Source organism: Lysinibacillus odysseyi 34hs-1 = NBRC 100172, assembly GCF_001591965.1.
Lineage (GTDB): Bacteria > Bacillota > Bacilli > Bacillales_A > Planococcaceae > Lysinibacillus_B > Lysinibacillus_B odysseyi.
Map to the genome: position 1 here is coordinate 300,008 of NZ_BCVX01000004.1, position 24,654 is coordinate 324,661.

Consider the following 24,654-nt stretch of genomic DNA (forward strand, 5'->3'; position numbering starts at 1 on the left):
TCATAGCATGTCAAAACAAACAGAGTACTATAAATATTTAAGAGAATATGTAGGTACACAGCCACTTATTTTACCAGGCGCAGTCGTTATTATCCGGAACAAGGCAGATGAAGTACTTCTGCAAAAACGTCCAGAGGGAAAATGGGGGCTTCCTGGAGGTTTGATGAATCTGGGAGAGAGCTTTGAACAAGTAGCTGCCCGCGAAGTATATGAAGAAGTCGGTCTACATGTACGGAATTTGCAGTTAATGAACGTATATTCAGGCGAAAAGTATTACATGAAGGCCTCCAATGGAGATGAGTTTTACTGTGTTACGGCTGTTTTTCTCACAGATGAGGTAGAAGGCGTCCTGCAACTGGATCCTGCCGAATCTTTAGAAGGGAAGTATTTTAAAGATACAGAGCTTCCGGAACCAATGGTAGGTAGTCATCGAATGTTCATCGAGGCGTCTAGGGAAGCAAGGAAAAAAGAATAAACAGAAGATACCGAAAGTTATATCTGCTCTTCTTTTTTTGAAGAGAGAATATTTATAATGTCCTTTCAGTTAATAGTACAATTTTTCCATTCAATTGTCCGATAAATGAAATTTAAAGCACTAATATTCTGTTATATGTACATTAAATTCTATTTTAAGTACTCAATTACTGAATTCGGAATGTTTGTGTTAATATGTATTATACAAAAAAACATTTATCCGTCTTGAGAGTACAGTGAAAGACAGTTGGAGGAAATAATGAAGAATCTAGTTTCGAGATGGAACCAGATCAACCTGGTTAATCGCATCATCATTGGTATTATCATCGGGGGGATATTAGCCATAACAATCCCTGAACAGGCAAGCGGTATTTCCATGCTTGGAACGTTGTTTGTGAGCGCGTTGAAGGCGGTTGCACCCGTCCTCGTTCTATTTTTAGTAATTAATGCCCTTGCAGGACAAAAAGAGGGCAATCAAACGAATATGAAGTCCATTCTTATTCTTTATGCAATTGGCACATTCCTGGCTGGTTTTGTGGCAGTAGTAGCGAGCTATATCTTCCCGGTAACGTTAACACTGAAAGAATCGGCCAAGGAGATAGCACCGCCAAGCGGAATTGGGGAAGTGCTGGAGAAGCTTGTCTATAATATTGTGACAAATCCTGTGACTGCTATTATGGATGCAAACTATATTGGTATTTTAGCATGGGCGGTTGTATTAGGAATTGCATTAAAGAAATCAAGTGCAACAACGAAAAACGTATTGGAGAATATTTCGGATGCCATCACGAAAGTAGTCCAATGGGTAATCAATCTGGCACCATTTGGAATCCTGGGCCTTGTATTTGATGCCATTGCGACAAACGGACTGTCAGCTTTATCGGAATATGGCCGTCTATTACTTGTATTGGTAGGAAGTATGCTGTTTATCGCCCTTATAGTGAACCCGTTATTGGTGTTTATATACACAAGGAAAAACCCATATCCCCTTGTACTCACTTGCTTAAAGGACAGCGGTATTACAGCATTCTTCACACGAAGTTCTGCGGCAAATATTCCAGTGAATATTAAGCTGTGCGAGAAATTAGGATTGGATAAGGATACATACTCCGTATCGATACCGCTCGGCGCAACAATTAATATGGCAGGTGCTGCCGTGACGATTTCAGTATTGACATTAGCCGCAGTTCATACGCTGGGCATCGAGGTTGACTTTGCAACAGCTGTTATTTTGATGGTTGTATCAGCGGTTTCTGCAGCAGGGGCTTCCGGGATAGCAGGTGGCTCACTTCTGTTAATTCCCGTGGCGTGCAGCTTGTTTGGTATCTCGGATGATGTTGCCATGCAGGTTGTAGCGATCGGCTTTATTATCGGTGTTGTACAGGATTCATGTGAAACAGCGCTGAACTCTTCTTCGGATGTAGTCTTTACTGCAGCGGCTGAGCAGGCAAAAGCGCGGAAAAATAACAGATAAAAGATAGAGGGAACTGTCTGGAAAGTTTATGCTTTCCAGGCAGTTTTTTTGTGCTTCCATACTGCATTATTTATGGAGAAAACTTTTTGAACTCTCATAGGCACTACTTTTTCTCTTAATTAACTATATGGGGCGTTTAACCTGGAAGATATATTCTCTTGAACGAATGCATACGTACATAATAGACAGCGATAAAATAGAGGAATTTCCTAGAAAGAAGAGCAGGATCATTTATTAAAAAAAATAGAGGAAATTATAAGGAAAGCCATCCGGTATATTGGAGATGGATTTTTGGATGGCTATTTTATTCGAAGGAGGAATTGTATGAGAATATTAAATGGCCGGTACTTAGTAGATGGGGTGGAAACGATTGTCCATTTGAGTGAAATGAATAAACAGACTTATAAAAAGAGATTTAAAGGAAAGCTATATTGCCCGACAGGAGGATGTCCAGCGCTTCTTTCCTACAGTGGGGGAAAGAGGGCTCATTTTAAGACGTGGCGCCGCCGTCAGCACAGTGATGGCTGTATTTATAATATTAATAGAGAATTAGTTGAAATTGAGCAAAGCCTTTTGGAGGACAAAACCTTTACAATCAGCGGACATAGAAAGCAAAATGCTTTGCGGGAGGCTGCCCGGCTGTTTGGGGGGGAGGGGGCGGAAAAGGAGACTGTAAAAAACAAGACTACTACGCAACATTTACAGTCCCGGCAGAAAAACAAATATAAAAAAAGACATATCCAGATGACATTATATGATGGCGATTTTTTAGAAGATGATACATTAGTAAAGGGTAAGGCAATCCGCAAGCGGTTTGTAGATGAAATAAAGCAAAAAGATGTAGGGCAGGTAAGGCTCGTATTAGGATTTATTCAGCACGCTCTCCTTGTGGGAGAAGTGGCAGATCTTTCAATAGAACATAATGAGGCAAGGATGAAAGTTGTGTTTCCAGAAGAGTTTGTAGCGGAGCGGTTGAACAGCAGCTATTTAAATAAATTTACTGCTATTCCGAAGGCTATAGAAATAGGGAATCCATTAACCTTTGCAGGAGTCGGGAATATAAGGGTGAATGAGAGCGGCCAATGGGAGCTCGTTATTTACAGCGGTGCCGATTTTAAAATAAACAACCTGGATTTAACGGTATTTGCTAAATCATTCGCAGACTGAAAATAGGAATAGTGAAGGCGAGGGGATATAGGAAAAGAAGCTCCCATTCAAAACGAGTATTCCATTTCTTTATCTTCTTTCGACCTATTTTATTCAGATGCAAAAGACTTAAGTGTCCTTGGTAGTAATGAAAGGGATTGGAATATAACTGATTCTTTGTACCTGATTTTATATTATATGAATGATAAATATCAACAAGTTAATGTAAATGTGAAAAAAATATGGAAAATTTCTGTTTATTCAATATAATGAAAATAGACACAAAAATTCATACCTTTCTAGTTCTTCTGCAATATGTAGATGGTCTTCTATTTAGGGGACACATCTTTTTTGTTGTCATTTCATTTATCAAGGGGTGTATTTTATGAGAATATCAGTGAAAAAGAGGATATTTACCGGATTCATGATTGTTGCTGTTCTACTTATCATCGTAGCTGGAATGGCATTATTTTCTTTACAGCGTATTACGGATTCATATTCGGATGTTATCGATCAGCAAGTGGAAGTCCAAACCTATATGAAAGAAATTGTAGTAAAAGTACAAAAGCAATCATTGGCTGTACGGGGAACGATTCTAGAAGATACGATGGATCTGCGGGCAGAGTTTCGTGAAGCCACAGAAGAAATTGACGGGCTTGTGAAGGAAATGCGGGGAATGGTAACGGATAAAGAGTTTCTTCGGGCACTGGATAAAATTGAACAAAAAAACGGAGAACTGACTAATGAATATGATACATTTGTAACACGTCTACAGGACAAGCCTACAAACGACCAGAAGATGGTCATCTGGGATCAAAGATTGAAGCCGATTACAACAGGGATGATTGACGTAGCCTCTTCATATGCCGATAAAGCGGTAAAATTAATGCACGAGGCGAATAAGGAAAATAAGCAGGGGACAAATAATACTACTCTCATCGTATCGGTTATTAGCTTAATTACATTATTGCTGGCCGTAATGATTGGCTGGTTTGTATCCGGGCAGATAGCCGGTCCGCTTCAGAAGGTTACAAAGGCAACAAAGGCTATGGCAGGCGGGGATTTAACAATTGATCCCGTACAGGTGAAAAATAAGGATGAATTGGGCGATTTAGCCGAGTCATTTAATAGTATGATGCTGAATTTGCGCAGTCTTGTGAGCCAGGTACATACAAGTGCTGAGCAAGTGGCAGCCTCCTCGGAAGAATTAATGGCAAGCGCAGAGCAGACGACAGAGGCAACAAACCAAATTGCTGCATCGATCCAGGAAGTAGCCGGCGGATCTAAAAAGCAAGAAGTGAGTACAGATGAAAGCTCACAGGCAATGAATGAGATGATGGCAGGTGTCCAGTTAGTTGCTACTGCTACTGCAACCGTAGCGGATGTATCTTCTGATGCTACAAAAGAAGCCGATGAAGGAGATATCGCTCTTCAGCGGGTCGTAATTCAAATGGATAAAATTAATGAATCGACTAATGATTCAGCAACAGTTATTCAACAACTGGAAGAACGTTCTACGGCGATCGTTAAAATTATCGAGGTCATTACGGGGATTGCAGACCAGACGAATTTATTAGCGTTGAATGCAGCTATTGAAGCAGCCAGAGCGGGGGAGCATGGAAAAGGCTTTGCTGTTGTGGCAGATGAGGTCCGAAAGCTTGCGGAACAGTCAAAAGCTTCTGCTGATCAGATTGCGGGACTTATCGGGGAAATCCAGGCAGATACAAAGCATGCTGTCCGGGCAATGGAAAAAGGAACTGATGAAGTGGCTTCCGGTATTTCTGTTGTACAGGAGGCTGGGGCCGGATTTAAACGGATTCAATCTTCTATTAGCGAAATGTCTTCACAAATCCAGGAAATTTCTTCTGTTGCACAACGCATGTCAGCAAGTGCAGAGCAGGTGAATATGTCTATTGAGCAAGTAGCACATGTTGCCAAGCAGACGTCCGAAAATGCCGAGATGGTCGCGGCTACCTCAGAGGAGCAGCTTGCATCTATGGAGGAAATCACAATGTCTTCAGCTGCCTTATCAAAACGTGCTGAAGAGCTGCTGTTACAGATTAATCAATTTAAGGTGTAATAGTAAAAGGAGCTTTCTAGGGAGGATACTTTCTAGAAAGCTCCTTTTTTAGTGGAGGTATAGCTATCTCTAAACTGTAGAGTGATAAGCGTGACAATTGTCTTCTTTTATTATTTTATCATTTCTCCTGTATACATTTGGAAAATAAGGGGAAGGTGTTAACGGGAACTATATTACCCTCTTGCTCCTATAACCAAATACACCTACAAGGAGGAATCTGATGCAGCATAACAAAAAGGATAAAGAAGATTCACCTGTCACAATTATATATGCTTTACTGGCAACGATAGCAGGTATTGCTGTTGCGCTGCTCGCCTATATGTAGTAACGAGAAATAAGTACTGCTAGTGTAAGATCTATTGATTGCTTATTTCTGTGCTCCTATTCAACGGCCTGTTTTGAAAATACAGCGATCCTTATTTACTAAATGAGAAAATCATCAGCCCGAGACCCAGTTTTTATTCCTAGGACTGGCATATAGTTATTTCGAAAACATAATAGAACCCCCTGCTGCATGCAACAGGGGGAGTCGTTATTTCACCTGAAAAAGCTGAGTGGATTGCCGCAGATCAGCTGCCATAGCAGATAATGTGTTGGCCATTTGTGCCATTTCCTCCATAGAGCTGTTTTGCTCCTCAGAGGCAGACGCAATTTCCTGTGTGCTACTTGATGTGGAAATTGAAATTTCCGTAATATTCTCGATATCATCAACCATCCTGCTGGCACTCGTCTGGATACGGACACTTTCTTCATGGATCTGCTTCATATGTTCAGACACGTTGTTTACGACTTGCACAATGTCACCAAATGCCGCACCAGCAGATTCAACAAGGACAGCTCCTTCTTTTACCGCGTCGGTTCCTTCCTTCATCGCGTCAATAGAAGAATGAATCTCCTGCTGGATTTCCTTGATCAACTGACCGATTTGGCCGGAAGCTTGTGCAGACTGCTCGGCAAGCTTTCGAACCTCATCTGCTACAACAGCAAAGCCTTTTCCGTATTCTCCGGCACGTGCTGCCTCGATGGCTGCATTCAATGCCAGCAGATTTGTTTGATCGGCAATGCTTGTAATAACCGCAATTATTTTATCGATTTCTGATGATTTTGAGCCTAAGTGATTGATCGTTTTCGTAGCAACATCAGTCGTGTCTTCTACACGCTGCATATGGGTAACCGTTTTTTGGATAACGCCAGTCCCTGCAGAAGCGACCTCGACAGCATGATGGGCAATAGTATTTGTTTCATCAATATTATCTGTAATGAGTGTAATACCATGTGAAATGCCCGTCACTACAGTTTTGGCATCCTCAGTATAGCTGGCCTGCTGCTCAGCACTTGTTGCAATTGTGTGGACAGAGGCAGAAATTTGTTCTGCTGCCGCGACCGTATCAGTTGTGCCTTCCGTCAGCTGCTCTGAGGAAGCGGCGACCTGATCAGCTGTATGCTGGATATTTATGACAAGGTTTTTCGTGTTATGGACCATTGTATTGAAGTTTTCGATTAAATGGCCCAGTTCGTCCTGCGAATTGACTGTAAGGGGTTCAATTGTTAAGTTCCCTTCCGCTACTTTGTCCATACCTTCAGTAACCGTAATAATCGGTTTGACAAAATGGCGAATAACTAAATAAGAAACAGCAGCAATGATACAGGCAGCTAAAACAATGATTCCTAGTGCTATATTTTGGATTTTCTTCGTTTCGGCAATTACTATGTTTTTGGGCGTATGTATACTCAATCCATAGCCGACAGCATCAATTGGTGCATAAGCAAGTAACTGAGTCTGGTCTTGCTCCTCTACCTCTACAATGCCTGCTGAAGTCTGGCTTGCTGCAAGAAGTTTTTTCATCCCGGTATTGAGAGAGGATTCTTCTATTACCTTTCCGATATTCTCACTGTCATTATCCAATTGAATCGTACCGCTGCCATCTACCAAAGTAACTTCAGCCTGCAGCTTCTTGTCGTCAAATGTTAAATATGTACTGATCAGCTCTTCAAAATTTGCGGAGCCGGCAAGAATACCAATCACATTTCCTGATGTATCCTTGATTGGTGTAGTTACTACAACAATTCGGTTACCTGTCGCTTTGGAAATGAGGACATCTGAATAGCTTGCTTCCCCTGCCAACGTAGTAGGGTAATACGTCCGGTCACTATAGTCAGAGCCGATTGAATCTGTTTTTGTATGAGCTATCACCATCCCATCTTTATTCAATACAAACATTGTTTCAAAAACCTCTGAACGGTTATTTAATGTTGTAAGAAATGGATTTATTCGTGTTGGTTCAAGCGATTTCATAATATCACTTTCAGCAGCAATTTCCATCTCAGCAGTACGTGCCTCAAACCAGCGGGTAATATCCGCGCTTTTACCGTTGACCATTTCCTGGATTGCCGCTTTCTCCTTGTCAATTAAGGATAGGCTGTTAATTGTTTGGATGGAAACAGTAACAGCGATTAATGGAACAATCGCCAGTAATAAAATCCAAATTGTTAATTTTATACGAATACTTTTAAAATGAAACACAAAATCCTCCTCCGGAAAATAACATCAAAATAAATATATTTATGTAATCACGCGTATTAATTATAGAAGAAACAATAAGGAAATCAATACAGGATTTTTTATGAAAAGAAACTATTGGAAAAAATAAGTAAAAAACCGCTTACATACAATAGTATTATCTGAAAATAAATAAATTAGTATAAAGTATATTGTTCAAATAATAAAGTGTAGGCCTTTGTGCTTTCGTCGATTAAAAACGATAGGGGTGGATGTCAAAGGCGGGAAACGGGAAGGAGATAGTATGGATCCAAGCCTCCTCAGCAGTCAGCAAATGCATAAGTGCCTTGATTTCATGTATAATAGTAGATGTGGGAGGGAGAGAAAGTGAAGAAAATCATGATCAATTCGCTTGAATTTAAGCGCGTGGAAAAAAACCTGGCTCTTGAAAACCTGTATGTGAATGAAGAGCTCGCTTTAAAGGCTATTGAAACAGTGAATGCTGGAAAAAAAGTAACACCTACTATGATCAAAGAAGCGCTGCAACATGGAAAAGTATAATTTCGGAGAAGATGCTTCTTATTTGCTGAGCCACAATAAGCTCGGCATCCAGACGCTGGAGCAGCTAGAAGTAGCGGAGGCTTATGCGTTTATGATCCGGGCTTTGGAGATTGAAAACGGACTTTATCAAATCCCGGCGTTCACAAAGGAAGGGTTCATAGATCTCCACCGTTATTTGTTCCAGGATATTTATCACTTTGCGGGAGAGTTCCGGAAAGTCCAGCTTTCCAAAGGTACTACACGCTTTTGTCAGTTTCAATATATTGACAGAATGGCGGATGAAATATTTGGTGCATTACATACAGAGGGAAGCTGGCAGGATATCGCAATGGCCGCCAAACGCCTGGCCTATTTTAAGACAGAGATGAATATGCTGCATCCATTCCGTGAGGGCAATGGCCGCGCAATCAGGATTTTTATACATGCTTATGCGAGAACAAAAGGCTATGAATGGGATTATACCAATTTGGTAAAAGAAGAATATATAAAAGCAATGATTGAGTCTGTAGTGGATACAACGGCCCTGGAGGCTATTTTCCTGAAAACATTATATAAATAATACTGTCTGTAAGGGTGAGTGCTCTTTTACAGGCATTTTTTTATGCAAAAAGCTATAGACAATGGTTTCCCATCACCTATAGCTTTTTCATGTATTATTTGCTTTCTTTATAAGCGTTTAAAAATTCCTTCGCTTTTTCAGGATCAGCGACTAGTTCTAACCCAGTATTTATTAATGGGGATACTGTCGATACCGCTTTTAATTTATTGCCTTGGTAATAGCTGATAAACTCGTCTTGATTAATAGAGTAAAGAACCGCTTTACGTAAATCTGCCGATTTTGATACTTCGCGTCCAGATGGATTGAACAATGCATAAGAAACGGCATTGCTGTCAGCTGTCTTTAATGTCAGGTTGCTGTCGCCTTCTACAATATCGATTTTTGTTTCAGGTACTGACTGCAGAACGTGAATTTCACCATTGCGAAGAGCGGATAATGCACTGTCATTGTCCTGAATGAAACGAACACTGATATTATTGATCAATGGCTCATTTTCTGTACCCGGTGCATAAGCAGGATTTTTTACAAATGTTGCTTCATAGTCATTTTTCTTTACCATAATATAAGGACCGCTTGCCCATAGCTGATTGTTATAGGAAGCGCCTTCCGTTACAGTGGATTGGTCGCCGTATGCAATATCTTTATTCGGGTCGTAGCTTGCTACATCAAATGTATTCACCGCTGTCACTTGTGCTTCAGAGACGATTCCGCCTGATTGGTGCGCCAAGTAGTTAAGTACTTGTGGGAACGGATCAGCTGTAGTGATTTTGACTACCTGGTATTTACCTGCTGCATTATCTACATCTTTCTCATCTGTTACAACTTCTGCGATAGCTGCCGGCAGGTCATCAGAAAGGGCTTCAAGGATACTGCCGCCTTCGCTTGATGTAATTTCCTTAAGCTCGCCGATATCATCAACAACTGTTACAGTGTCGATGTTTTCATGGATAGAGTATGTGCGGTGGTCCGGTACTGATTTTTCATCCTTGGCACGCTCTAGTGAAAAGACAACATCCTCTGCCGAAACGAGGTCACCTGTATCCACTGCTGCGCCATTTTCAACTTTTGTAAAGTTAATATCATCCCGCAGTACAAAATAGTAGGATTTATTATCTTCCGAAGATGCATGGTCAATCGACAAAGAGCCATCCGATACGACTTCATCTGTATCCGTCAAGTTAACTAATCTTACATACATGTTTGTATTTAATGTATTGATAGAGCCATCATTCCCTTTAATAGGGTCAAGCGATGTCAATGAAGCGATTGCCTGGTGCAATACAAGTGTTTCCGTTGCATTTTTTGATTGATCATTAAAGGAAATCTCTTCCCATGCCTGTGCTCTTGATTTTGGCAGACGTACCGTATCAGGATTTACCTCTTTAGAATAGATTCCCTGGAACTTCTTCGAAATATAAAGCGGGGCAATATAGGCATTGTCGAATACAAGCGCCTGCTCCAGCTCTGCGTATTTCTCTTCCGCTTCCTTCCCAGTTAACGTGCTCGCTTCATCAATCAGCTTATCGACTGTTTTATCGGAAGTATCACTGTAATCACCGCCTGATTTGAACAGACCGCGGACCGCATAGTCAGGGTTTCCTGTTACTGTTGTCCAGCTGGAAAGGGCAACATCATAGTTCCCTGCATCCTTTTGTGTTGTAAAGGAACCGTAATCCGGCTGGATATTTAATTTTACTTCAAAGCCGTTTTTCACAAGCTGATCACGCAGAATATTCATATCCGCTTCGTTTGCGGCCATGCCTAAAATTTCAATGGCTGGCTGCCCGCTGTTTTGGTTATCTGTTTTTGTATCTTCCACATCTGATTTTGTTTCAACACAGCCAGCAAGCAGTACCGCTGCAGCAGCAGTTGTAACACCGGCGTAAAATAATTTATTGCGTTTTTTCATTGTAAACTCCTCCAATTGTTTTAGTTTGCTTTTGGGTCCAGTGCATCACGTAATCCATCCCCTAGGAAGTTAAAGGACAGAACAAGGAGCATGATACAAAGCCCTGGGAAGACTGCTACATAGGAATGTGTTTCCAAATAAGCACTTCCTACTTTTAAAATATTGCCCCATTCGGGAATATGAGGTTCAACCCCTAGCCCTAGGAAGCTTAAGCTGCTTGTAGAAATGACAGCACCGCCGATTGTAAGTGTCGCCTTGACAATCATCGGAGCAAGGGAATTCGGTACGATATGCTTGAAAATAACAGCAGCATCAGAAGCACCTAGGGCTTTCGCCGATTCCACGAACTCATAGTTGGAAATTTGCATCACATTCGCACGCATTGTCCGTGCATACGTCGGGATTGCTCCTACACTCAGGGCGATAATCAGGTTTGTTGTATTGGCGCCAAATGCTGCGATAATCGCGATGGCCAGCAGAATCCCGGGAATCGCATATAGCACATCGAGCAGGCGCATGATGATATTATCTGTTGTTTTTCCGTAATAGCCGGAGATTGCCCCTAGTGCTCCCCCTATAACTGCAGGGATGATTGTAGAGAAGAATCCGACAATTAAGGAGATTTGTGCACCGAATACGATACGCGAGAACAGATCTCGCCCATAATCGTCTGTACCGAGCGGATGCTCGAGAGACGGTGTTTGCAGCAGTGCACTGTAATCATTCTTCGTTGCAAAGTCATAGTCAAATGTCCAGGAGCTTGCAACAGAGAGGGAAAACATAAAAATAATAAAGAACAGTCCGAATACAGCCATTGTATTTCGTAATATCTTCTGCCACATCTTCTGCCATTTTTCTATAGTGGAAGCATCTTTATTGCGTGCCTTCTGAATTAAGCTATAGCCAAGAAGGAAGGAAAAGATATTTCCTGTTACGGTAGCCGCAACCAAGACGATGCCGGCAAAAAGCATCCATTTAGGTGCCGTAACTGGTGTTACATATTTGGCAATAAGGACGATCATTACTAGATAGACAACTGAAAGTGCGATAAAAGCACCCATCGTCAGTAAAAAGGAATCGACTACATATGGCTTGTAAATATTCAATGCCGAAACCAAAATGATAAAGATTTGCGTCAGTAACGCATAGACGGCAAAGGTATATTCAGCTGTTTTATTCTTGGACAGCAGCATAAAGCCATAGCTTGCTGCAAAGATGTTCCCGATTAGTACAGTAAAAACCAGGGGAATACCGAGTAATCTTGTAGGCCGCTTAATTTCACGGTCGCTTGCTAAATCCTTTTTTATCATCCAAGAGGACAAGGCGATAAGCCCTGTTGTCACTGCATATATACTAAAGAAAATAAGGACGACAGGGCGGCTATGTCCCGCTTTAAAATCATAGCTATAGAAAAGGAACAGAAGCGTTAAAATAGCAGAGAAAGCAAGCGTAAACTGTGCTGTTTTATATTCCTGAGTGACCTTTAGCAATAGCTTTGCATCTGAAATGAACTTCATCGCTTTGTCTCCTTAAGATTTTTTCATTTTTGCGCGAATGCGCGGATCAAAGAAGTTATATAAAATATCGATGATCATGTTCACTAGAGAGATTGTAACCGCAATATACACAACCCCACCCAAAATAGCCGGTATATCCGGGATAAATTGCTTATCGACGATATAGCTTCCAATTCCGCTAATATTGAAAACCTTTTCCGTTACAGAAGCACCGCCCAGCATCCCGCCGAATAAAAGGCCGATGACTGTAATAATGGGAATCATTGCATTGCGGATCGCATGCTTTGAAATGACTTTCCGTCCGGACAATCCCTTCGCTTTTGCAGTTATAATGTAGTCCTCATGAATCACTTCCAGCATGCTTGAACGCGTCATGCGGGCAATTGAGGCGGTAAGCGATGTACCGAGGACGATGATCGGCATGACAAGTGACAGCCAATTGTTTGGATTGTAGGTGGCTGGAAACCATTTTAAATCGATTGAAAACGTTAAAATCATGATTAGACCCTGCCAAAAGCTCGGAATAGATAAACCGATTAAAGCAATAATCATAAACGTATAATCGATAAATGAATTCGGCCGAACTGCTGAAATAATGCCAATCGGGATGGCAATGATAATCGCCATGACTAGGGAAACTAAAGCGATTTCCAATGTCACAGGGAATTTATTTAGAATGCTTTGGGCAACATCCTCTTTCCCGGCAAATGAGGTTCCTAGATCAAACGTGAACAATCCTGATAGTGAATTCCACAGCTGCTGGATGTAGGACTGATCCAAACCATAAAGCCGATTGAAATTGTCGACCTGCTCCTGTGTTGCGCCAACTCCTAAAATATTCCGGGCCGGATCAAATGGCGATAGATAAAGAATTGTAAAAACAAGTGTGGCTACTCCGATTATTACAAAAATACTTTGCACAATGCGTGTTACAATGAAGTAAGAAAACGGATTACTATAGATCGCAAGCAGCACATACATGAAAATACCTGGAATAAAAGTGAGCGCAACAAATATTGGGTTCTTTAATAGTCCAGCAAAAAACTCCTTATATGATGGTTTGTTAATTCCTTCAGCAGCAAGTTGTAATGAGGCTTCCTTATGTAATTTCTCACTTGCCAGTTCAGAAGCTATCGCTTCGAGCTCTTTTTCTTTCAACGATTGGTTGAAAAACTGTGCCTTCGCCTGTTCCTGTTTTCTAAAATCCTGAATCCACTCCGCAAAGTCGTTTGAAGAGCGTAAGTCATTTACTTTTTGCTCATATTTTCGTTTATAGGCAGGATCATTCCTCTTAAGGAAGTAAAATAAAAGCGTAAAAAGATGGACCAGGAAACCTAGCAATACTAATGCCAGGAAGTTGCCTTTTTTAGTTGTTGCTTTTTCAAAATGCCGGCTGAAAAATGCCGCTTTCATGTGAAACCCTCCTTTCCTATTATTCTTTTGTACCTGTGATATTGTATAATTCCTATCAACATAGTATAGTATGGAGGAGCAGGGATATGAAGTCAATAATTTTTCGAATAAAGGATGAATTGTATGAGTGAGCGTCTTCTTGAAATAAATGATTTGCAGGTTTCATTTATTACAGGTGAAACCGAGTTTGAAGCAGTTAAAGGTGTAAGCTTTCATATTAATAAGGGGGAAACAGTCGGCATTGTAGGGGAATCGGGTTCCGGAAAAAGTGTAACAGCGCGTTCCATTATGCGCCTTCTACCTTCGCCTCCTTCTTTTTTAAAATCTGGAACCATTCATTTCCAAGGAAAGAATTTAGTCCAGCAAACGGAAAAGGAAATGGAATCGATCCGGGGAAAAGATATCAGTATGATTTTCCAAGATCCGATGACATCCACAAACCCTACGATCAAAATTGGAGAGCAGATTGCGGAAAGCTTGATAAAACATCAAGGAATGACAAGACAACAGGCGTACAACCGTACAATCGAACTATTGAAACTTGTCGGTATTAAAAATGCCGAGGAACGCTACAATCAATATCCACATGAATATTCAGGCGGCATGCGGCAGCGTGCTATGATTGCCATGGCCCTCGCATGTAACCCATCGATGTTAATTGCAGATGAGCCGACAACGGCACTCGATGTAACGATCCAAGCACAGATTTTAAACTTAATGAAGCAAATGCAGGAGCAGTTTGGTACGGCGATTATTTTAATTACGCATGATTTAGGAGTCGTGGCAGGAATGTGTGACCGCATCATTGTGATGAAAGAAGGGGAAATCGTTGAGGAAGGTACGACCGAGGAAATATTTGCGCATGCGAAGCACCCTTATACAAAGCGCCTATTAAATGCTCTGCCGAAGCTGCATGAAAAGAAGGTGCCAAAACAGCAGCCGAATTTACCGGAGGGCATGGATATCAATACGCCGCTTGTAGAAGTAAGACATATAAAAAAGCATTTTGATTTAGGAAAAGGCAATGTTTTAAAAGCGGTAGACGATTTATCATTCGCTATTTATCCAGGGGAAACATTAGGGCTGGTAGGAGAATCTGGTTCCGGTAAGTCGACGACAGGAAGAACGATCCTGCAGCTGCACCAGCCGACAGATGGAGACGTCCTTTATAAAGGGGTACCTGTCACGCGCTTATCCAAATCGGAGCTGAAGATGATGCGCCGGCATATGCAGATTATTTTCCAAGATCCTTATTCATCATTGAATCCGCGGAAAAAAGTGTTGGATATTATCGGAGAAGCACTTGATATACATAAGCTGGCAAAGAGCCGGGAAGCGCGCCGGACTCGCGTCGAGGAGCTGCTTGAACTGGTCGGCTTAAAAAAGGAGCATGCACTTCGTTATCCACATGAGTTCAGCGGCGGTCAGCGCCAGCGGATCGGTATTGCCAGGGCCTTAGCTGTGGAGCCGAATTTCATCGTTTGCGATGAACCGTTATCGGCCCTCGATGTATCAATTCAAAAGCAGGTTGTAGAATTACTGCAGGATTTACAGCAACGGCTTGGACTAACTTATTTATTTATTGCGCATGATTTATCAATGGTAAAGCATATTAGTGACCGTGTAGCAGTTATGTATGGAGGCAAAATTGTTGAATTGGCCGAGAGTGAAGAGCTGTACAGCAATCCGCAGCACCCTTATACAAAAATGCTTCTCCAGTCCATTCCGATTCCAGATCCGGCCATTGAAAAACAGAAAAAACGTCAAGTATTATCAGAAGAAGAACTAAGCATGAAGCAATTTCATAAAGAAGATGCCCAATTGGTAGAAGTTTCGCCGGGGCACTGGGTAGCACAGTAGTAAAAACCTCCGATAGTAGACTATCGGAGGTTTTAGTATTTATTTTATTTTGTAGAGTCTTATAGATTCGGTGTTTGTTATAAATCGTCCTTTTCGTATTCTATGTTTTCGAGCTTGTTAAGAGATAATAAAGCTGCGAAATGTTTGGTGAACTAATAGGACGACTTAGTGTAAGCAGAACTTTAAAATGGAGCTACTTTTGTCAAATTATACATAATAACGAATGTATACTTAATTTCTACATATAAAAAGGGGGAACTACTGTGGAGAAATGCTGAATTTATGAGAGAATCAATAAATTCTTATATCCATAATAAAAATCTTTAAAAAGAAGCTGGAAAATAGGGGATATAATATTTTTTAAAGATTAGTGCCATATATTAATGCATAAAAGGAGATTCGTTTTAATGAATATATTAATTTTAGGCGGAACTGGACGAGTAGGAAGTCAAATAGTTACTTATGCTCTTGATGACAAACATCATGTAACTGTATTAGCCCGCAATCCGCAAAAGATTCAATTGAATCATGAAAATTTAACGGTCCTTCAAGGAAATGTTTTAAATAAGGATGATATTGTACGCGCACTGCAGGGGGTGGATGTGGTTATTAGTGCACTCAGCACAGATGGAACAACCACTCTCTCGGAAAGTATGCCGCTTATTATCGAAGCAATGGAAAATAAAGCTATCAGAAGAATTATTACTATAGGAACTGCCGGAATCTTGCAAAGCAGGATCAGCCCTGATTTATTACGTTACCAGTCAAGTGAATCTAAGCAAAAATTGACTCGTGCAGCCGAAGAACATCATAAAGTCTACAAGATGCTTAAACAATCAGAACTCGAATGGACGATTGTTTGTCCTACATATTTACCGGACGGGGAAAGGTTAGGTAAATATCGAACAGTTAGTAATCTTTTGCCGGAGGGCGGCAGTAAAATTTCAGTGCAGGATACTGCTGAATTTGCATTTAGCCAAATAAATAGCAACGATTATATAAAAATGCGTGTAGGGATTGCCTACTAATTATCATTCTCTGCACGATCTGCTATAGGAATACTCTGTTCATGTATGGAAAATAAAACAGCTGTTAAAAGAGGGTGGAACAATACTCCAGCTGTATAAAAAAAGGCAATCATGATTTTCTGCCACATAGTTGCCTTTTGTTTTCGATGAAACCATTATTCTCCGTTCCGGTCGACGCTTGTAGCGAGCACGGCTTCAGCTAATTTTTTTCGATAGGTTGCGAAAAATGGATCTTCCGTTCGTGCTGTTCCCGCAGAAGCCGAGTCCTCCACTATGAATAACTTCCATCTATTATTCACCATGCTACCATAGGAGACATACTATTTGATGGAAAGAAAGGAATGCTCTCATGGCCGGTACATTTTGCGTTATACTACAGAAGAAAGAATAGTTGGAGGGATTTATATGACAATCACGGTAAAGACACTTGAGCGTTGCAATAAAGAAACTGAGGAAACGCTCGCAGTCGAGACACCAGAATTTTTACAGCAAAAGCTCGCTTATTTAAAGGAGCATCAGGAAGAGTTTTTATATGCAGCGTCCGACGATTTCGCAAATCTCAAGATGGATGCTGTCGTCCTTGAATTTGATGAAACATTCAAAGTATACACAGCATTATTTGGCTTGCGGCTGCAGAAAAAAGTAAGTGCTCAGCTGAAAGCGTATTTACGGGACAACTTAAAGGGCATGCTTGGTTCTTCCAGTGCCATGTTTGCAGGTGACGAAGGAATTTGGGAAATTAACGTTGCCCTTGATGCGATGAAAGGTTTTAGCGGAGAGGAAACGATCCAACAGGCATATGAACTTCTACTGGGCTTTGTAACAGGGATGCTGGGAGAAATTGAAGGACAATAATAGCGTGTTTTTTAACCATGCTGGTATGCGGATGAAGAATGTTGGTTATTGCCAAAAAAACATATCCTTTATCCGTGTAAGGCCGGCATTTTTATAATACGTATAAAAAAAGGGAGGTATGTATGGGTATATCATTTGGAAAAAGGTTAGGTTGGATGCTTCCGCTCGCTCTTGTGCTTGGAGTATTATTTGCGGTGATGGATTGGCCTTTATGGATTGCTCTTACAGTATTTGTAATCTTGGCGGGGATGGAAATACCAATCATGCTTTATATATTATATGGTTCACAGAATTTAAAGCAGCTTGCCCAATATATCGACAGGCAGCAAAAAAATCCGGTATTTGTATTTTTACACTGCCTGAGGGAAGGAACGGATGAGGAGCTGCTTGAAGCAATCGATACGGTTTTAGAAAAATATAAACAGCCGAAAGTCCAGGCAGTATATGGTGCAAATAAGGCCATGATGCTGAGAGATTTTGATACAGCACATCGTTTAGCAGAACCAATTGCCTCTTCCGAAATCGGACAGTATACACTTGCATTGATTGAGGCAATGCAAGGCAACCGAGAAGCGGCTGCACGCTATTCGATTCAAAAAGAATGGATGAAGGCAAGTATTGAGGCAAATTTAGCTTTCGTTGAAAAAGACTGGCAGGTGTTTAGGCAGGATGCAGAAAAAGCCGTACGCAGTGCAAAGGGCATTCAATATTATTCGAATACATATATTTTCAAACGCATGGAGAAAGAGTGGCAATAATGCATTCCTAAATGACTGAAAAAGCTATGCAGCCAACCTTATGCAATGAAGAGCATTTCAAAAAAAGCAGCACAAAACAGCAGTCTTCCACTTATGGAAAGCTGCTGTTTTGTTTGATGGAGAACTTTTCTGCATGCCGATTAGTTATATGCAAACTATCTGCATAAAAGAATTTCTCTTGAAAAGTGCTGCTTTTTGGCAACACAGCGGTCAAATATCTCAAAGCCTGCTTCTTCAATCACACGATCGATCGGGTCGATCGTGACTACAAGCACTTGATCGGCGATTCGGCGGGCGTGCTTGAGAATCTCGGCCTGTTCACTGATGGAGGCATGCGTAAAGACGTTATATGGCAAGTCAATAATAGCCACGTCATAATGATTGACTACTTCTGAAATGGGCCCCTTTGCTACTGTACCCTTCAAACCAAAATGGGCTATATTTTTCCGCGACCCCTGGCATACGTGCCAGTTAATATCTCTTCCTTCAATTTGGATGCCCATTGAAAGTGCCTCAATCAAAACAGTCCCTATCCCGCAGCACGGATCAATGACTTTTATATTTTCGATTTGAGGTACTGCTATGTTTACAAGGGCGCGTGCCGTTCTAGTATTAAGGGCAGTGGAATATTGCTGTGGCTTGTCCTTATGCTTGCGCCACACTGATTCACTTTTTGTATACAAACCGAAATACCAAACGCCGTCCAACCAAATAATCCCAAAAAGACATTGTGGTCTATTTAAGTCAGGCTCACCCTCTAGTAAAAGGCCGATCTCCCTCTCGAGCTGCTGCCGTACATTATGCTCAATTTTTCTGTTTGCAGCCATATCCATTTTATTCAAACAGATGACTTTGTATGTTTTTTCCCCAATGGCAAGCTGTGATAGCTGCTCTTTCAAATCATCAAGTTTCTTATGCGCATATAGAACCGTTAAGCGCTCTTCGATAAATGGGCTGCGGCTTGGGTCAATTTCCGTCTCGCTGAACAGGTAATTCGCGTCAGTATCCTTTCCGAAAAAGGCGCGCATTTCCATCCTGCATACCTCATATTCATCGGGATGATGAACGAATGTATAAATATAACGATTGTTTTTTATATGTTGTATCAATATTTTCTTCCCCTAGTTTTTATAATACGAGCAGCCCCGGTTCACAGGAGGGCTCGGAAGCTTTTAAGCTTAAAGGGCTATTTTACTACACTTCTCCCGCCGTACGCCAATCTGCCATCCGGTATCTAACGGCTGGTGGGAAGATTGGATGCCAGGATGTTTAGCTCATGCAGGAATACAGAGGCTTTTAGGAGATTTCAATAGATAGACTTTTATAATTTGATAAAGTCTTTTTATATCGGTGCAATAATTAAAAGAGAGAATTCATATATTTCATTAAAAGCTATCAGAGGGGTGAGGGAATGGAGCAGGTGTTTGTGATAGGAGATATCCATGGCAGCTTTCAGGCACTGGAAAAATTATTGTCAAAGTGGGATGCACAAAAGCAGCGGCTGATCTTTCTAGGAGATTATATTAATCGGGGAAATGAAAGTTTGCAGGTTCTTCAGCGGGTGAAGGGACTTGTAGAAGATTATGGTGCTATAGCGCTAAAGGGGAATCATGAATCAATGTTTATGGAGTGGCTAAGAGAGCCGGAAAAATATGCCCTTACATTTTTAAATATAGGCGGTGTACCGACACTCCAAAGTATGAAGACCTTTGAAATGAAAGAGGATCCGACAATCGAGGAGCTGATTGCAGGAATAAGGGAGGAACATTCACAGCTTCTTATATGGATGGAAAATTTGCCGCTCTTTTACCGATGGGAACAGTATTTCTTTTCCCATGCCGGAATTAATCCATTCGTACGTCATGCAGAAGAGTCAACGGAACATGATCTGCTTTGGATACGCGATGAGTTCACTGAGTTTCCACATGAAGCAGAAGATGTTGTCGTCTTCGGGCATACCCCTACAACAAATTTGAACAAGGATTTAAGCAGTGAAGTTTGGATTTCACCGTGCCGTAAGAAGATTGGCGTTGATGGGGGAATTCTTTATCCGGACGGACGGTTAAACGGTGTTGTATTGACGAAGGGAGAGCCGTCTATTATTATCCACTCCATAATGAATGATGAGCTTTCAATTGAACAACGTTTATTAACCGGATAAGCGCAGGCCTATTCGGTTTTTTGTTATGAAGAGAACAATATGCAGTTTAAGAAGGGAAAAAAATCTAGCGGGGACTTTCATTTGTGCTTCGTTTTAGTTGGGCCTATTATGATAGTATAAATTTTTTAAGAAGAATAACGGAGGGTGCAGATATGACACAACATACATTTACATTACAAACCAACTGGGAAGGAGGACGGAATGATTCGGGAACATTACACGCAGAACGGCTGCGTACAGCTATATCCATTCCACCTGAGATGGATGGGCCGGGTATTGGAACGAACCCGGACGAAATGCTTCTCGGGGCTGCTGCAACATGCTATATCATTTCACTTGCAGCCATGCTGGAACGCTCTGCTATTCAAGCCAAGCTTTCCATGATATCGGAGGGGATCGTTGATGTCACAAACGGCGTCTTTACATATAAGGAGATTATCCATAATCTTTCTATCAAGCTAGCAGAGCATACGGAGCAGAATGAACGGATTGCCAAACGGCTCGCACATAAGGCTGAGGAAACATGTATGATTAGTAAAGCGGTAAAAGGGAATGTGGATATTAAGCTTTTATTATCATTTCGTTAAAAGGATGTGAGTGAATGAGCGGATGGCAAATGGTGTTTCAGTTGTTGCTTGCGTCCGTCCTGATTTTCTTTATCAGCGGTCGGTTAATCGGTTCAAACGTAAACTTATTAAAACGTATTTTATCGGTAGTAATAAGCGTTTCCTTTACAACATTTGTCTTTTGGTATACTTTTTTACGAAACAATTCTATTGACGGAGACGGACTTGTAGAAAATGTATTGAACATTGCCACCCTTCTATGGTTCGGCAGTATGCTACTCATTTCCATGCTATTATACTTATTTTTTGAGCTGTTTGATCCTATTGCGTTAAATGAAAATGGCAACCGGGTGAGGGGAAAGAAGAACATTTTCAAGCGGCTGCTTGGTCACTGGAGAAAGCAAAAACGTCTGCGTCTTGTTTTAAAGGTAGCTATGACAACTGGGATAACACGTACCATGAAGTATGTAAAGTACCGGGAAGATGAACGGGAGCTTGCACTTGCGCTCAGGCTGACACTGGAGCAGTCCGGTGGCATCTTTGTCAAATTTGGACAGGTTCTTTCCACAAGGAAAGAGCTATTCTCCCCGATCTTCATTGAGGAGCTGGAAAAGCTTCAGCAAAATGTCCCTCCTTTATCTAACGAACAGGTTGAACACGTATTAAGGGAAAATGTGAAGGCGCCTATCGATCAAGTATTCAGTTACTTTGAAAAGAAGCCGCTAGCTGCCGCGTCTATTGGGCAGGTGCATAGGGCTGTTTTACGTGATACAAATGAACAGGTGGTCGTCAAATTGCTGCGTCCCGACATGCGGGAGGTCATGAGGGATGACCTGGATATTTTAGTGGAGTTTGCTACATGGGTATCGAGTAAATCAACGTGGGCAAAAAGCCTCGGATTTAGAGAATTGGCACTTGGCTTTGCGGCTTCTCTTCAGGAAGAAATCGATTTTGAAATTGAAGCACGTAATATGATCCAGCTGTCAAACATTATGGAAAAATCTTCAGTAACGGTGAAAATTCCCAAAGTCTACACTACATACACTACATCGAATCTGCTGGTGATGGAATATGTAGAAGGCTCATCTGTCGGGTGTGCCAAAGAGATATTTGAGGAGCTGCATATCGATTGCTATCAGTTTGCTCAAAATTTGCTTTATGTCTTTTTAGAGCAGGTCCTTATTTCAGGAATCTATCATTCTGATCCGCATCCAGGAAATATTTATATTGAACACAATACAGGCAAGCCCGTACTGCTTGATTTTGGGGCTGTCGGCAGGTTATCTGCTGCCCAGCAGGAAGGATTAAAATCATTTTTAGGGGGGATACAGCAGGGGAATGAAGGCCTTCTATTTGATGGTATTCTTTTACTCGTAGAGAATGCCGAGGATGTAGAACGCGACGAAATAGAACAGGCAATCAGCCAAGTGCTATTAAGAATTTCCTATGTTGACCATATACCAACGGATGAATTGATTTATTCCGTATTTTCGATTGTCCGCGAATACGGTTTACAGTTTTATCCTTCAGTTAGTGTGGCCTTGCGTGCGATTGTGACATTAGACGGCACATTACGTATCATCCATCCTTCCTTTGATATTTTCAAGGAAACAAAGGCATTTTCAAATAGCTACCTAAAAAGAAGCTTGAAACAGCCATTTAAGGATCCGGTCGGTACAAAGGAATATATCGAAGAAGAGCTGGCACTTATGCTTCCGAATATCAGGAAAATTCCCCGCCGTATCGATCAGCTCATTAAAAAGGTAGAGGGCGGAAGGATTATCCTTCATCATGATATCTTTTCGGACCGGGCAAATTCCAGCTTCTTGACGCAGCTGTTTTCTCAATTTATTTTGCTGATGGTTGGTATTACATTTGGAATTATTTCCGTGTCATTATTAGCAATCTCGCAATTTATGAATACAGCCTATGCAATTTATTTGAATACAGCGGCATATTTAGGGCTATTTTTATGTGCGGTCTTGCTTGTTCGTCTATCCATACAAGCAATCCGGAATATGAAAAAGCTATAACAAGCTGAAGGGTGATGGTATGCCCTTTAGCTTTTTTACATTAAAGAAGGAAAAGTGTATACGCTTACAGAATGAAAAAGAGAGGAACCATCTTAACCAGATGAGGAAGCACCTGCTGGCAAAATTCCATCACAAGACACAAGCAGAGGGGTGCTGCGATTAATAGAAAAGGAGATATGTGTGGATATTGCCTCCTGTGTGGACGAAAAAGGAAAGGTTCTCATAACAGTATTCATCAATAAATTACAAAAAAGACATCGGGGGTAGTTGCATGATTTCTTTAAATGGTAGCCATTTAACGATTGAACAAATGAAGGAAATTCTATATAACGGTACAAAGGTACTCATAGCTGAAGAAGCGAAGGAGCGGGTAATAGAAAGCCGGGCCCGTGTAGAACGAGTTGTCAAAGAAGGAAAGACTGTCTATGGCATCAATACAGGCTTTGGAAAATTCAGTGATGTGAAAATTGAGGAGCATGAAGTGAATCTGCTTCAGCTTAATCTGATTCGTTCGCATGCATGTGCAGTAGGAGAGCCATTTCCGGAAATTGTAAGCCGTGCAATGGTCGTCCTTCGGTTAAATGCTTTATTAAAAGGGTATTCAGGCATTCGTTTGGAAGTGCTTGAACGTCTTGTGCTAATGGCCAATGAACAAATTCATCCAATCATTTTTCAACAAGGATCGCTAGGTGCTTCAGGAGATCTGGCCCCGCTTTCCCATCTAGTACTTGCTCTGATTGGGGAAGGAGATGTGAAGTGGAAGGGAGAGCGGCTAGCTGCAGCAGAAGTATGGAAACAGCTGAATCTCTCTCCGATTGAGCTAAGAGCAAAGGAGGGTCTGGCCCTTATAAATGGCACTCAGGCGATGACAGCGCAAGGGGTAGTAAATTATATTGAAGCAGAAAAGCTGGCGTATGATAGTGAATGGATCGCATCGATGACCCTAGAAGGTCTTAGAGGGATTATTGATGCCTTCCTTCCCCCTGTGCACGAGGCAAGAGGGTTTCAAGAGCAGACGGATGTCGCCAGAAGAATATGCGAATGGCTGGAAGGAAGCAAGTTAATTACACGGCAGGGGGAAATCCGAACACAGGATCCGTACTCGCTGCGCTGTATTCCGCAAATTCATGGAGCAAGTTGGCAGGTGCTTTCTTATGTGAAAGAAAAGCTGGAAATCGAGATGAATGCCGCTACAGATAATCCCTTATTATTTGAAGATGGTTCCATTATTTCGGGAGGAAATTTCCACGGCCAGCCAATTGCCTTTGCGATGGACTTTTTAAAGCTAGCTGCAGCAGAGCTGGCGAATGTTTCCGAACGACGAATCGAAAGGCTTGTCAACCCGCAGTTAAATGAAGGGCTGCCTCCTTTCCTGAGCGCTCGGCCTGGACTGCAGTCGGGGGCTATGATTCTGCAATACAGCGCAGCAAGCCTAGTTTCGGAAAACAAGACGTTAGCACATCCTGCCAGCGTTGACTCGATCCCTTCTTCAGCCAACCAGGAGGATCATGTAAGCATGGGAACAACAGCAGCAAGACATGCTTATTCTATTATTGCGAATGCAAGGCGTGTATTAGCAATTGAAGCATTTTGCGCATTGCAGGCTGTTGAATACCGAGGCACAGGGCAAATGAGTCCTAAAACATTCGGAAAATGGCAGGAGCTTCGGAAAATCGCTGCCTCTATAGAGGAAGATCGCATTTTCCATCATGATATTGAAAACATAGCGGAATATTTGCTGCCTTAATCTAAAAATGCAT

General features: G+C 41.6%; 21 protein-coding genes. 15 read left to right on the forward strand and 6 right to left on the reverse strand.

Features of this window, described 5'->3' with window-relative positions; genetic code table 11:
* Positions 1-7: 7 nt before the first annotated feature.
* The 4 genes from BOD01S_RS08715 (at position 8) to BOD01S_RS08730 (ending at position 5,174) form a co-directional block, all read left to right on the forward strand.
* Entirely contained in the window at positions 8-475 is a 468-nt protein-coding gene (locus tag BOD01S_RS08715; RefSeq protein WP_036157032.1) for an NUDIX hydrolase, read from the forward strand.
* A 258-nt stretch (positions 476-733) separates the two neighbouring features.
* Positions 734-1,948 (forward strand): serine/threonine transporter SstT, encoded by a 1,215-nt coding sequence (gene sstT, locus BOD01S_RS08720; RefSeq protein ID WP_036157030.1) that lies wholly within the window; start codon positions 734-736, stop codon positions 1,946-1,948.
* A 324-nt stretch (positions 1,949-2,272) separates the two neighbouring features.
* A complete protein-coding gene (locus BOD01S_RS08725; protein ID WP_036157028.1) occupies positions 2,273-3,115 on the forward strand; it encodes a hypothetical protein in 843 nt (280 codons plus the stop codon).
* Positions 3,116-3,479: 364 nt separating this feature from the next.
* Positions 3,480-5,174, forward strand: coding sequence for a methyl-accepting chemotaxis protein (locus tag BOD01S_RS08730; protein WP_036157026.1), 1,695 nt, complete (start codon positions 3,480-3,482; stop codon positions 5,172-5,174).
* 532 nt (positions 5,175-5,706) lie between these two features.
* Here BOD01S_RS08730 and BOD01S_RS08735 read toward each other — a convergent pair.
* Positions 5,707-7,698, reverse strand: coding sequence for a methyl-accepting chemotaxis protein (locus BOD01S_RS08735; RefSeq protein ID WP_036157024.1), 1,992 nt, complete (start codon positions 7,696-7,698; stop codon positions 5,707-5,709).
* Between the two features lie 363 nt (positions 7,699-8,061).
* Here BOD01S_RS08735 and BOD01S_RS22920 point away from each other — a divergent pair, with 363 nt between their 5' ends.
* Entirely contained in the window at positions 8,062-8,235 is a 174-nt protein-coding gene (locus tag BOD01S_RS22920; protein WP_088321720.1) for a Zn-dependent hydrolase, read from the forward strand.
* Positions 8,222-8,794 (forward strand): Fic/DOC family protein, encoded by a 573-nt coding sequence (locus BOD01S_RS08740; RefSeq protein ID WP_036157022.1) that lies wholly within the window; start codon positions 8,222-8,224, stop codon positions 8,792-8,794. Before BOD01S_RS22920 ends, BOD01S_RS08740 begins: the two co-directional genes overlap by 14 nt.
* 94 nt (positions 8,795-8,888) lie before the next feature.
* On the opposite strand, the gene BOD01S_RS08745 is transcribed toward BOD01S_RS08740, so the two are convergent.
* From BOD01S_RS08745 to BOD01S_RS08755, 3 genes are read right to left on the reverse strand one after another with little or no spacing between them, the layout of a single operon-like run.
* Positions 8,889-10,703: an ABC transporter substrate-binding protein gene (locus tag BOD01S_RS08745; protein WP_036157021.1), complete on the reverse strand. Its 1,815-nt coding sequence runs from the start codon at positions 10,701-10,703 to the stop codon at positions 8,889-8,891.
* Positions 10,704-10,723: 20 nt separating this feature from the next.
* Positions 10,724-12,220 (reverse strand): ABC transporter permease, encoded by a 1,497-nt coding sequence (locus BOD01S_RS08750; RefSeq protein ID WP_036157019.1) that lies wholly within the window; start codon positions 12,218-12,220, stop codon positions 10,724-10,726.
* Positions 12,221-12,232: 12 nt separating this feature from the next.
* On the reverse strand, positions 12,233-13,633 hold the full coding sequence (locus BOD01S_RS08755; RefSeq protein WP_036157017.1) for an ABC transporter permease: 1,401 nt from the start codon (positions 13,631-13,633) through the stop codon (positions 12,233-12,235).
* Positions 13,634-13,756: 123 nt separating this feature from the next.
* Between BOD01S_RS08755 and BOD01S_RS08760 the strand changes: the two genes are divergently transcribed.
* Both BOD01S_RS08760 and BOD01S_RS08765 read left to right on the forward strand, forming a co-directional pair.
* A complete protein-coding gene (locus BOD01S_RS08760) occupies positions 13,757-15,493 on the forward strand; it encodes an ABC transporter ATP-binding protein (protein WP_036157014.1) in 1,737 nt (578 codons plus the stop codon).
* Between the two features lie 407 nt (positions 15,494-15,900).
* Positions 15,901-16,521: an NAD(P)-dependent oxidoreductase gene (locus BOD01S_RS08765; RefSeq protein ID WP_036157012.1), complete on the forward strand. Its 621-nt coding sequence runs from the start codon at positions 15,901-15,903 to the stop codon at positions 16,519-16,521.
* Here BOD01S_RS08765 and BOD01S_RS23830 read toward each other — a convergent pair.
* Complete coding sequence (locus BOD01S_RS23830; RefSeq protein WP_280520958.1) at positions 16,518-16,649, reverse strand: hypothetical protein; 132 nt, start codon at positions 16,647-16,649, stop codon at positions 16,518-16,520. The two genes, BOD01S_RS08765 and BOD01S_RS23830, sit on opposite strands and share 4 nt — an antisense overlap.
* Before the next feature lie 277 nt (positions 16,650-16,926).
* Here BOD01S_RS23830 and BOD01S_RS08770 point away from each other — a divergent pair, with 277 nt between their 5' ends.
* From BOD01S_RS08770 to BOD01S_RS23255, 3 genes are all read left to right on the forward strand, one after another.
* Positions 16,927-17,376: a hypothetical protein gene (locus tag BOD01S_RS08770; protein WP_036157659.1), complete on the forward strand. Its 450-nt coding sequence runs from the start codon at positions 16,927-16,929 to the stop codon at positions 17,374-17,376.
* 122 nt (positions 17,377-17,498) lie between these two features.
* Complete coding sequence (locus BOD01S_RS08775; RefSeq protein ID WP_036157010.1) at positions 17,499-18,134, forward strand: hypothetical protein; 636 nt, start codon at positions 17,499-17,501, stop codon at positions 18,132-18,134.
* An 11-nt stretch (positions 18,135-18,145) separates the two neighbouring features.
* Positions 18,146-18,301 (forward strand): hypothetical protein, encoded by a 156-nt coding sequence (locus BOD01S_RS23255; RefSeq protein WP_169745627.1) that lies wholly within the window; start codon positions 18,146-18,148, stop codon positions 18,299-18,301.
* Here the strand turns inward: BOD01S_RS23255 and BOD01S_RS08780 are convergent.
* Positions 18,290-19,243: a TRM11 family SAM-dependent methyltransferase gene (locus BOD01S_RS08780; RefSeq protein WP_036157008.1), complete on the reverse strand. Its 954-nt coding sequence runs from the start codon at positions 19,241-19,243 to the stop codon at positions 18,290-18,292. The two genes, BOD01S_RS23255 and BOD01S_RS08780, sit on opposite strands and share 12 nt — an antisense overlap.
* Before the next feature lie 302 nt (positions 19,244-19,545).
* Here BOD01S_RS08780 and BOD01S_RS08785 point away from each other — a divergent pair, with 302 nt between their 5' ends.
* The 4 genes from BOD01S_RS08785 (at position 19,546) to hutH (ending at position 24,641) form a co-directional block, all read left to right on the forward strand.
* Positions 19,546-20,295 (forward strand): metallophosphoesterase family protein, encoded by a 750-nt coding sequence (locus tag BOD01S_RS08785; RefSeq protein WP_052124935.1) that lies wholly within the window; start codon positions 19,546-19,548, stop codon positions 20,293-20,295.
* A 152-nt stretch (positions 20,296-20,447) separates the two neighbouring features.
* Complete coding sequence (locus BOD01S_RS08790; protein WP_036157006.1) at positions 20,448-20,882, forward strand: SACOL1771 family peroxiredoxin; 435 nt, start codon at positions 20,448-20,450, stop codon at positions 20,880-20,882.
* A gap of 14 nt (positions 20,883-20,896) precedes the next feature.
* Positions 20,897-22,894 carry an AarF/UbiB family protein gene (locus tag BOD01S_RS08795; protein ID WP_036157004.1) on the forward strand — a complete coding sequence of 666 codons (1,998 nt, stop codon included), beginning with the start codon at positions 20,897-20,899 and terminating at the stop codon, positions 22,892-22,894.
* A gap of 271 nt (positions 22,895-23,165) precedes the next feature.
* The gene (gene hutH, locus BOD01S_RS08800; RefSeq protein ID WP_036157002.1) at positions 23,166-24,641 is read left to right on the forward strand and encodes a histidine ammonia-lyase; all 1,476 of its coding nucleotides are present in this window, start codon (positions 23,166-23,168) and stop codon (positions 24,639-24,641) included.
* Positions 24,642-24,654: the final 13 nt, after the last annotated feature.

Bases quoted from the DNA above. Each gene is read 5' to 3' on its own strand.
- BOD01S_RS23255 (WP_169745627.1), top strand. From the start codon at position 18,146: ATGACTGAAAAAGCTATGCAGCCAACCTTATGCAATGAAGAGCATTTC.
- BOD01S_RS08775 (WP_036157010.1), top strand. From the start codon at position 17,499: ATGGGTATATCATTTGGAAAAAGGTTAGGTTGGATGCTTCCGCTCGCT.
- BOD01S_RS08750 (WP_036157019.1), bottom strand. From the start codon at position 12,220: ATGAAGTTCATTTCAGATGCAAAGCTATTGCTAAAGGTCACTCAGGAA.
- BOD01S_RS08760 (WP_036157014.1), top strand. From the start codon at position 13,757: ATGAGTGAGCGTCTTCTTGAAATAAATGATTTGCAGGTTTCATTTATT.
- BOD01S_RS08785 (WP_052124935.1), top strand. From the start codon at position 19,546: ATGGAGCAGGTGTTTGTGATAGGAGATATCCATGGCAGCTTTCAGGCA.
- BOD01S_RS08765 (WP_036157012.1), top strand. From the start codon at position 15,901: ATGAATATATTAATTTTAGGCGGAACTGGACGAGTAGGAAGTCAAATA.
- BOD01S_RS08715 (WP_036157032.1), top strand. From the start codon at position 8: ATGTCAAAACAAACAGAGTACTATAAATATTTAAGAGAATATGTAGGT.
- BOD01S_RS23830 (WP_280520958.1), bottom strand. From the start codon at position 16,649: ATGTGGCAGAAAATCATGATTGCCTTTTTTTATACAGCTGGAGTATTG.
- BOD01S_RS08745 (WP_036157021.1), bottom strand. From the start codon at position 10,703: ATGAAAAAACGCAATAAATTATTTTACGCCGGTGTTACAACTGCTGCT.
- BOD01S_RS08755 (WP_036157017.1), bottom strand. From the start codon at position 13,633: ATGAAAGCGGCATTTTTCAGCCGGCATTTTGAAAAAGCAACAACTAAA.
- BOD01S_RS08725 (WP_036157028.1), top strand. From the start codon at position 2,273: ATGAGAATATTAAATGGCCGGTACTTAGTAGATGGGGTGGAAACGATT.
- sstT (WP_036157030.1), top strand. From the start codon at position 734: ATGAAGAATCTAGTTTCGAGATGGAACCAGATCAACCTGGTTAATCGC.
- BOD01S_RS08795 (WP_036157004.1), top strand. From the start codon at position 20,897: ATGAGCGGATGGCAAATGGTGTTTCAGTTGTTGCTTGCGTCCGTCCTG.
- BOD01S_RS08730 (WP_036157026.1), top strand. From the start codon at position 3,480: ATGAGAATATCAGTGAAAAAGAGGATATTTACCGGATTCATGATTGTT.
- BOD01S_RS08740 (WP_036157022.1), top strand. From the start codon at position 8,222: ATGGAAAAGTATAATTTCGGAGAAGATGCTTCTTATTTGCTGAGCCAC.
- BOD01S_RS08770 (WP_036157659.1), top strand. From the start codon at position 16,927: ATGACAATCACGGTAAAGACACTTGAGCGTTGCAATAAAGAAACTGAG.
- hutH (WP_036157002.1), top strand. From the start codon at position 23,166: ATGATTTCTTTAAATGGTAGCCATTTAACGATTGAACAAATGAAGGAA.
- BOD01S_RS08790 (WP_036157006.1), top strand. From the start codon at position 20,448: ATGACACAACATACATTTACATTACAAACCAACTGGGAAGGAGGACGG.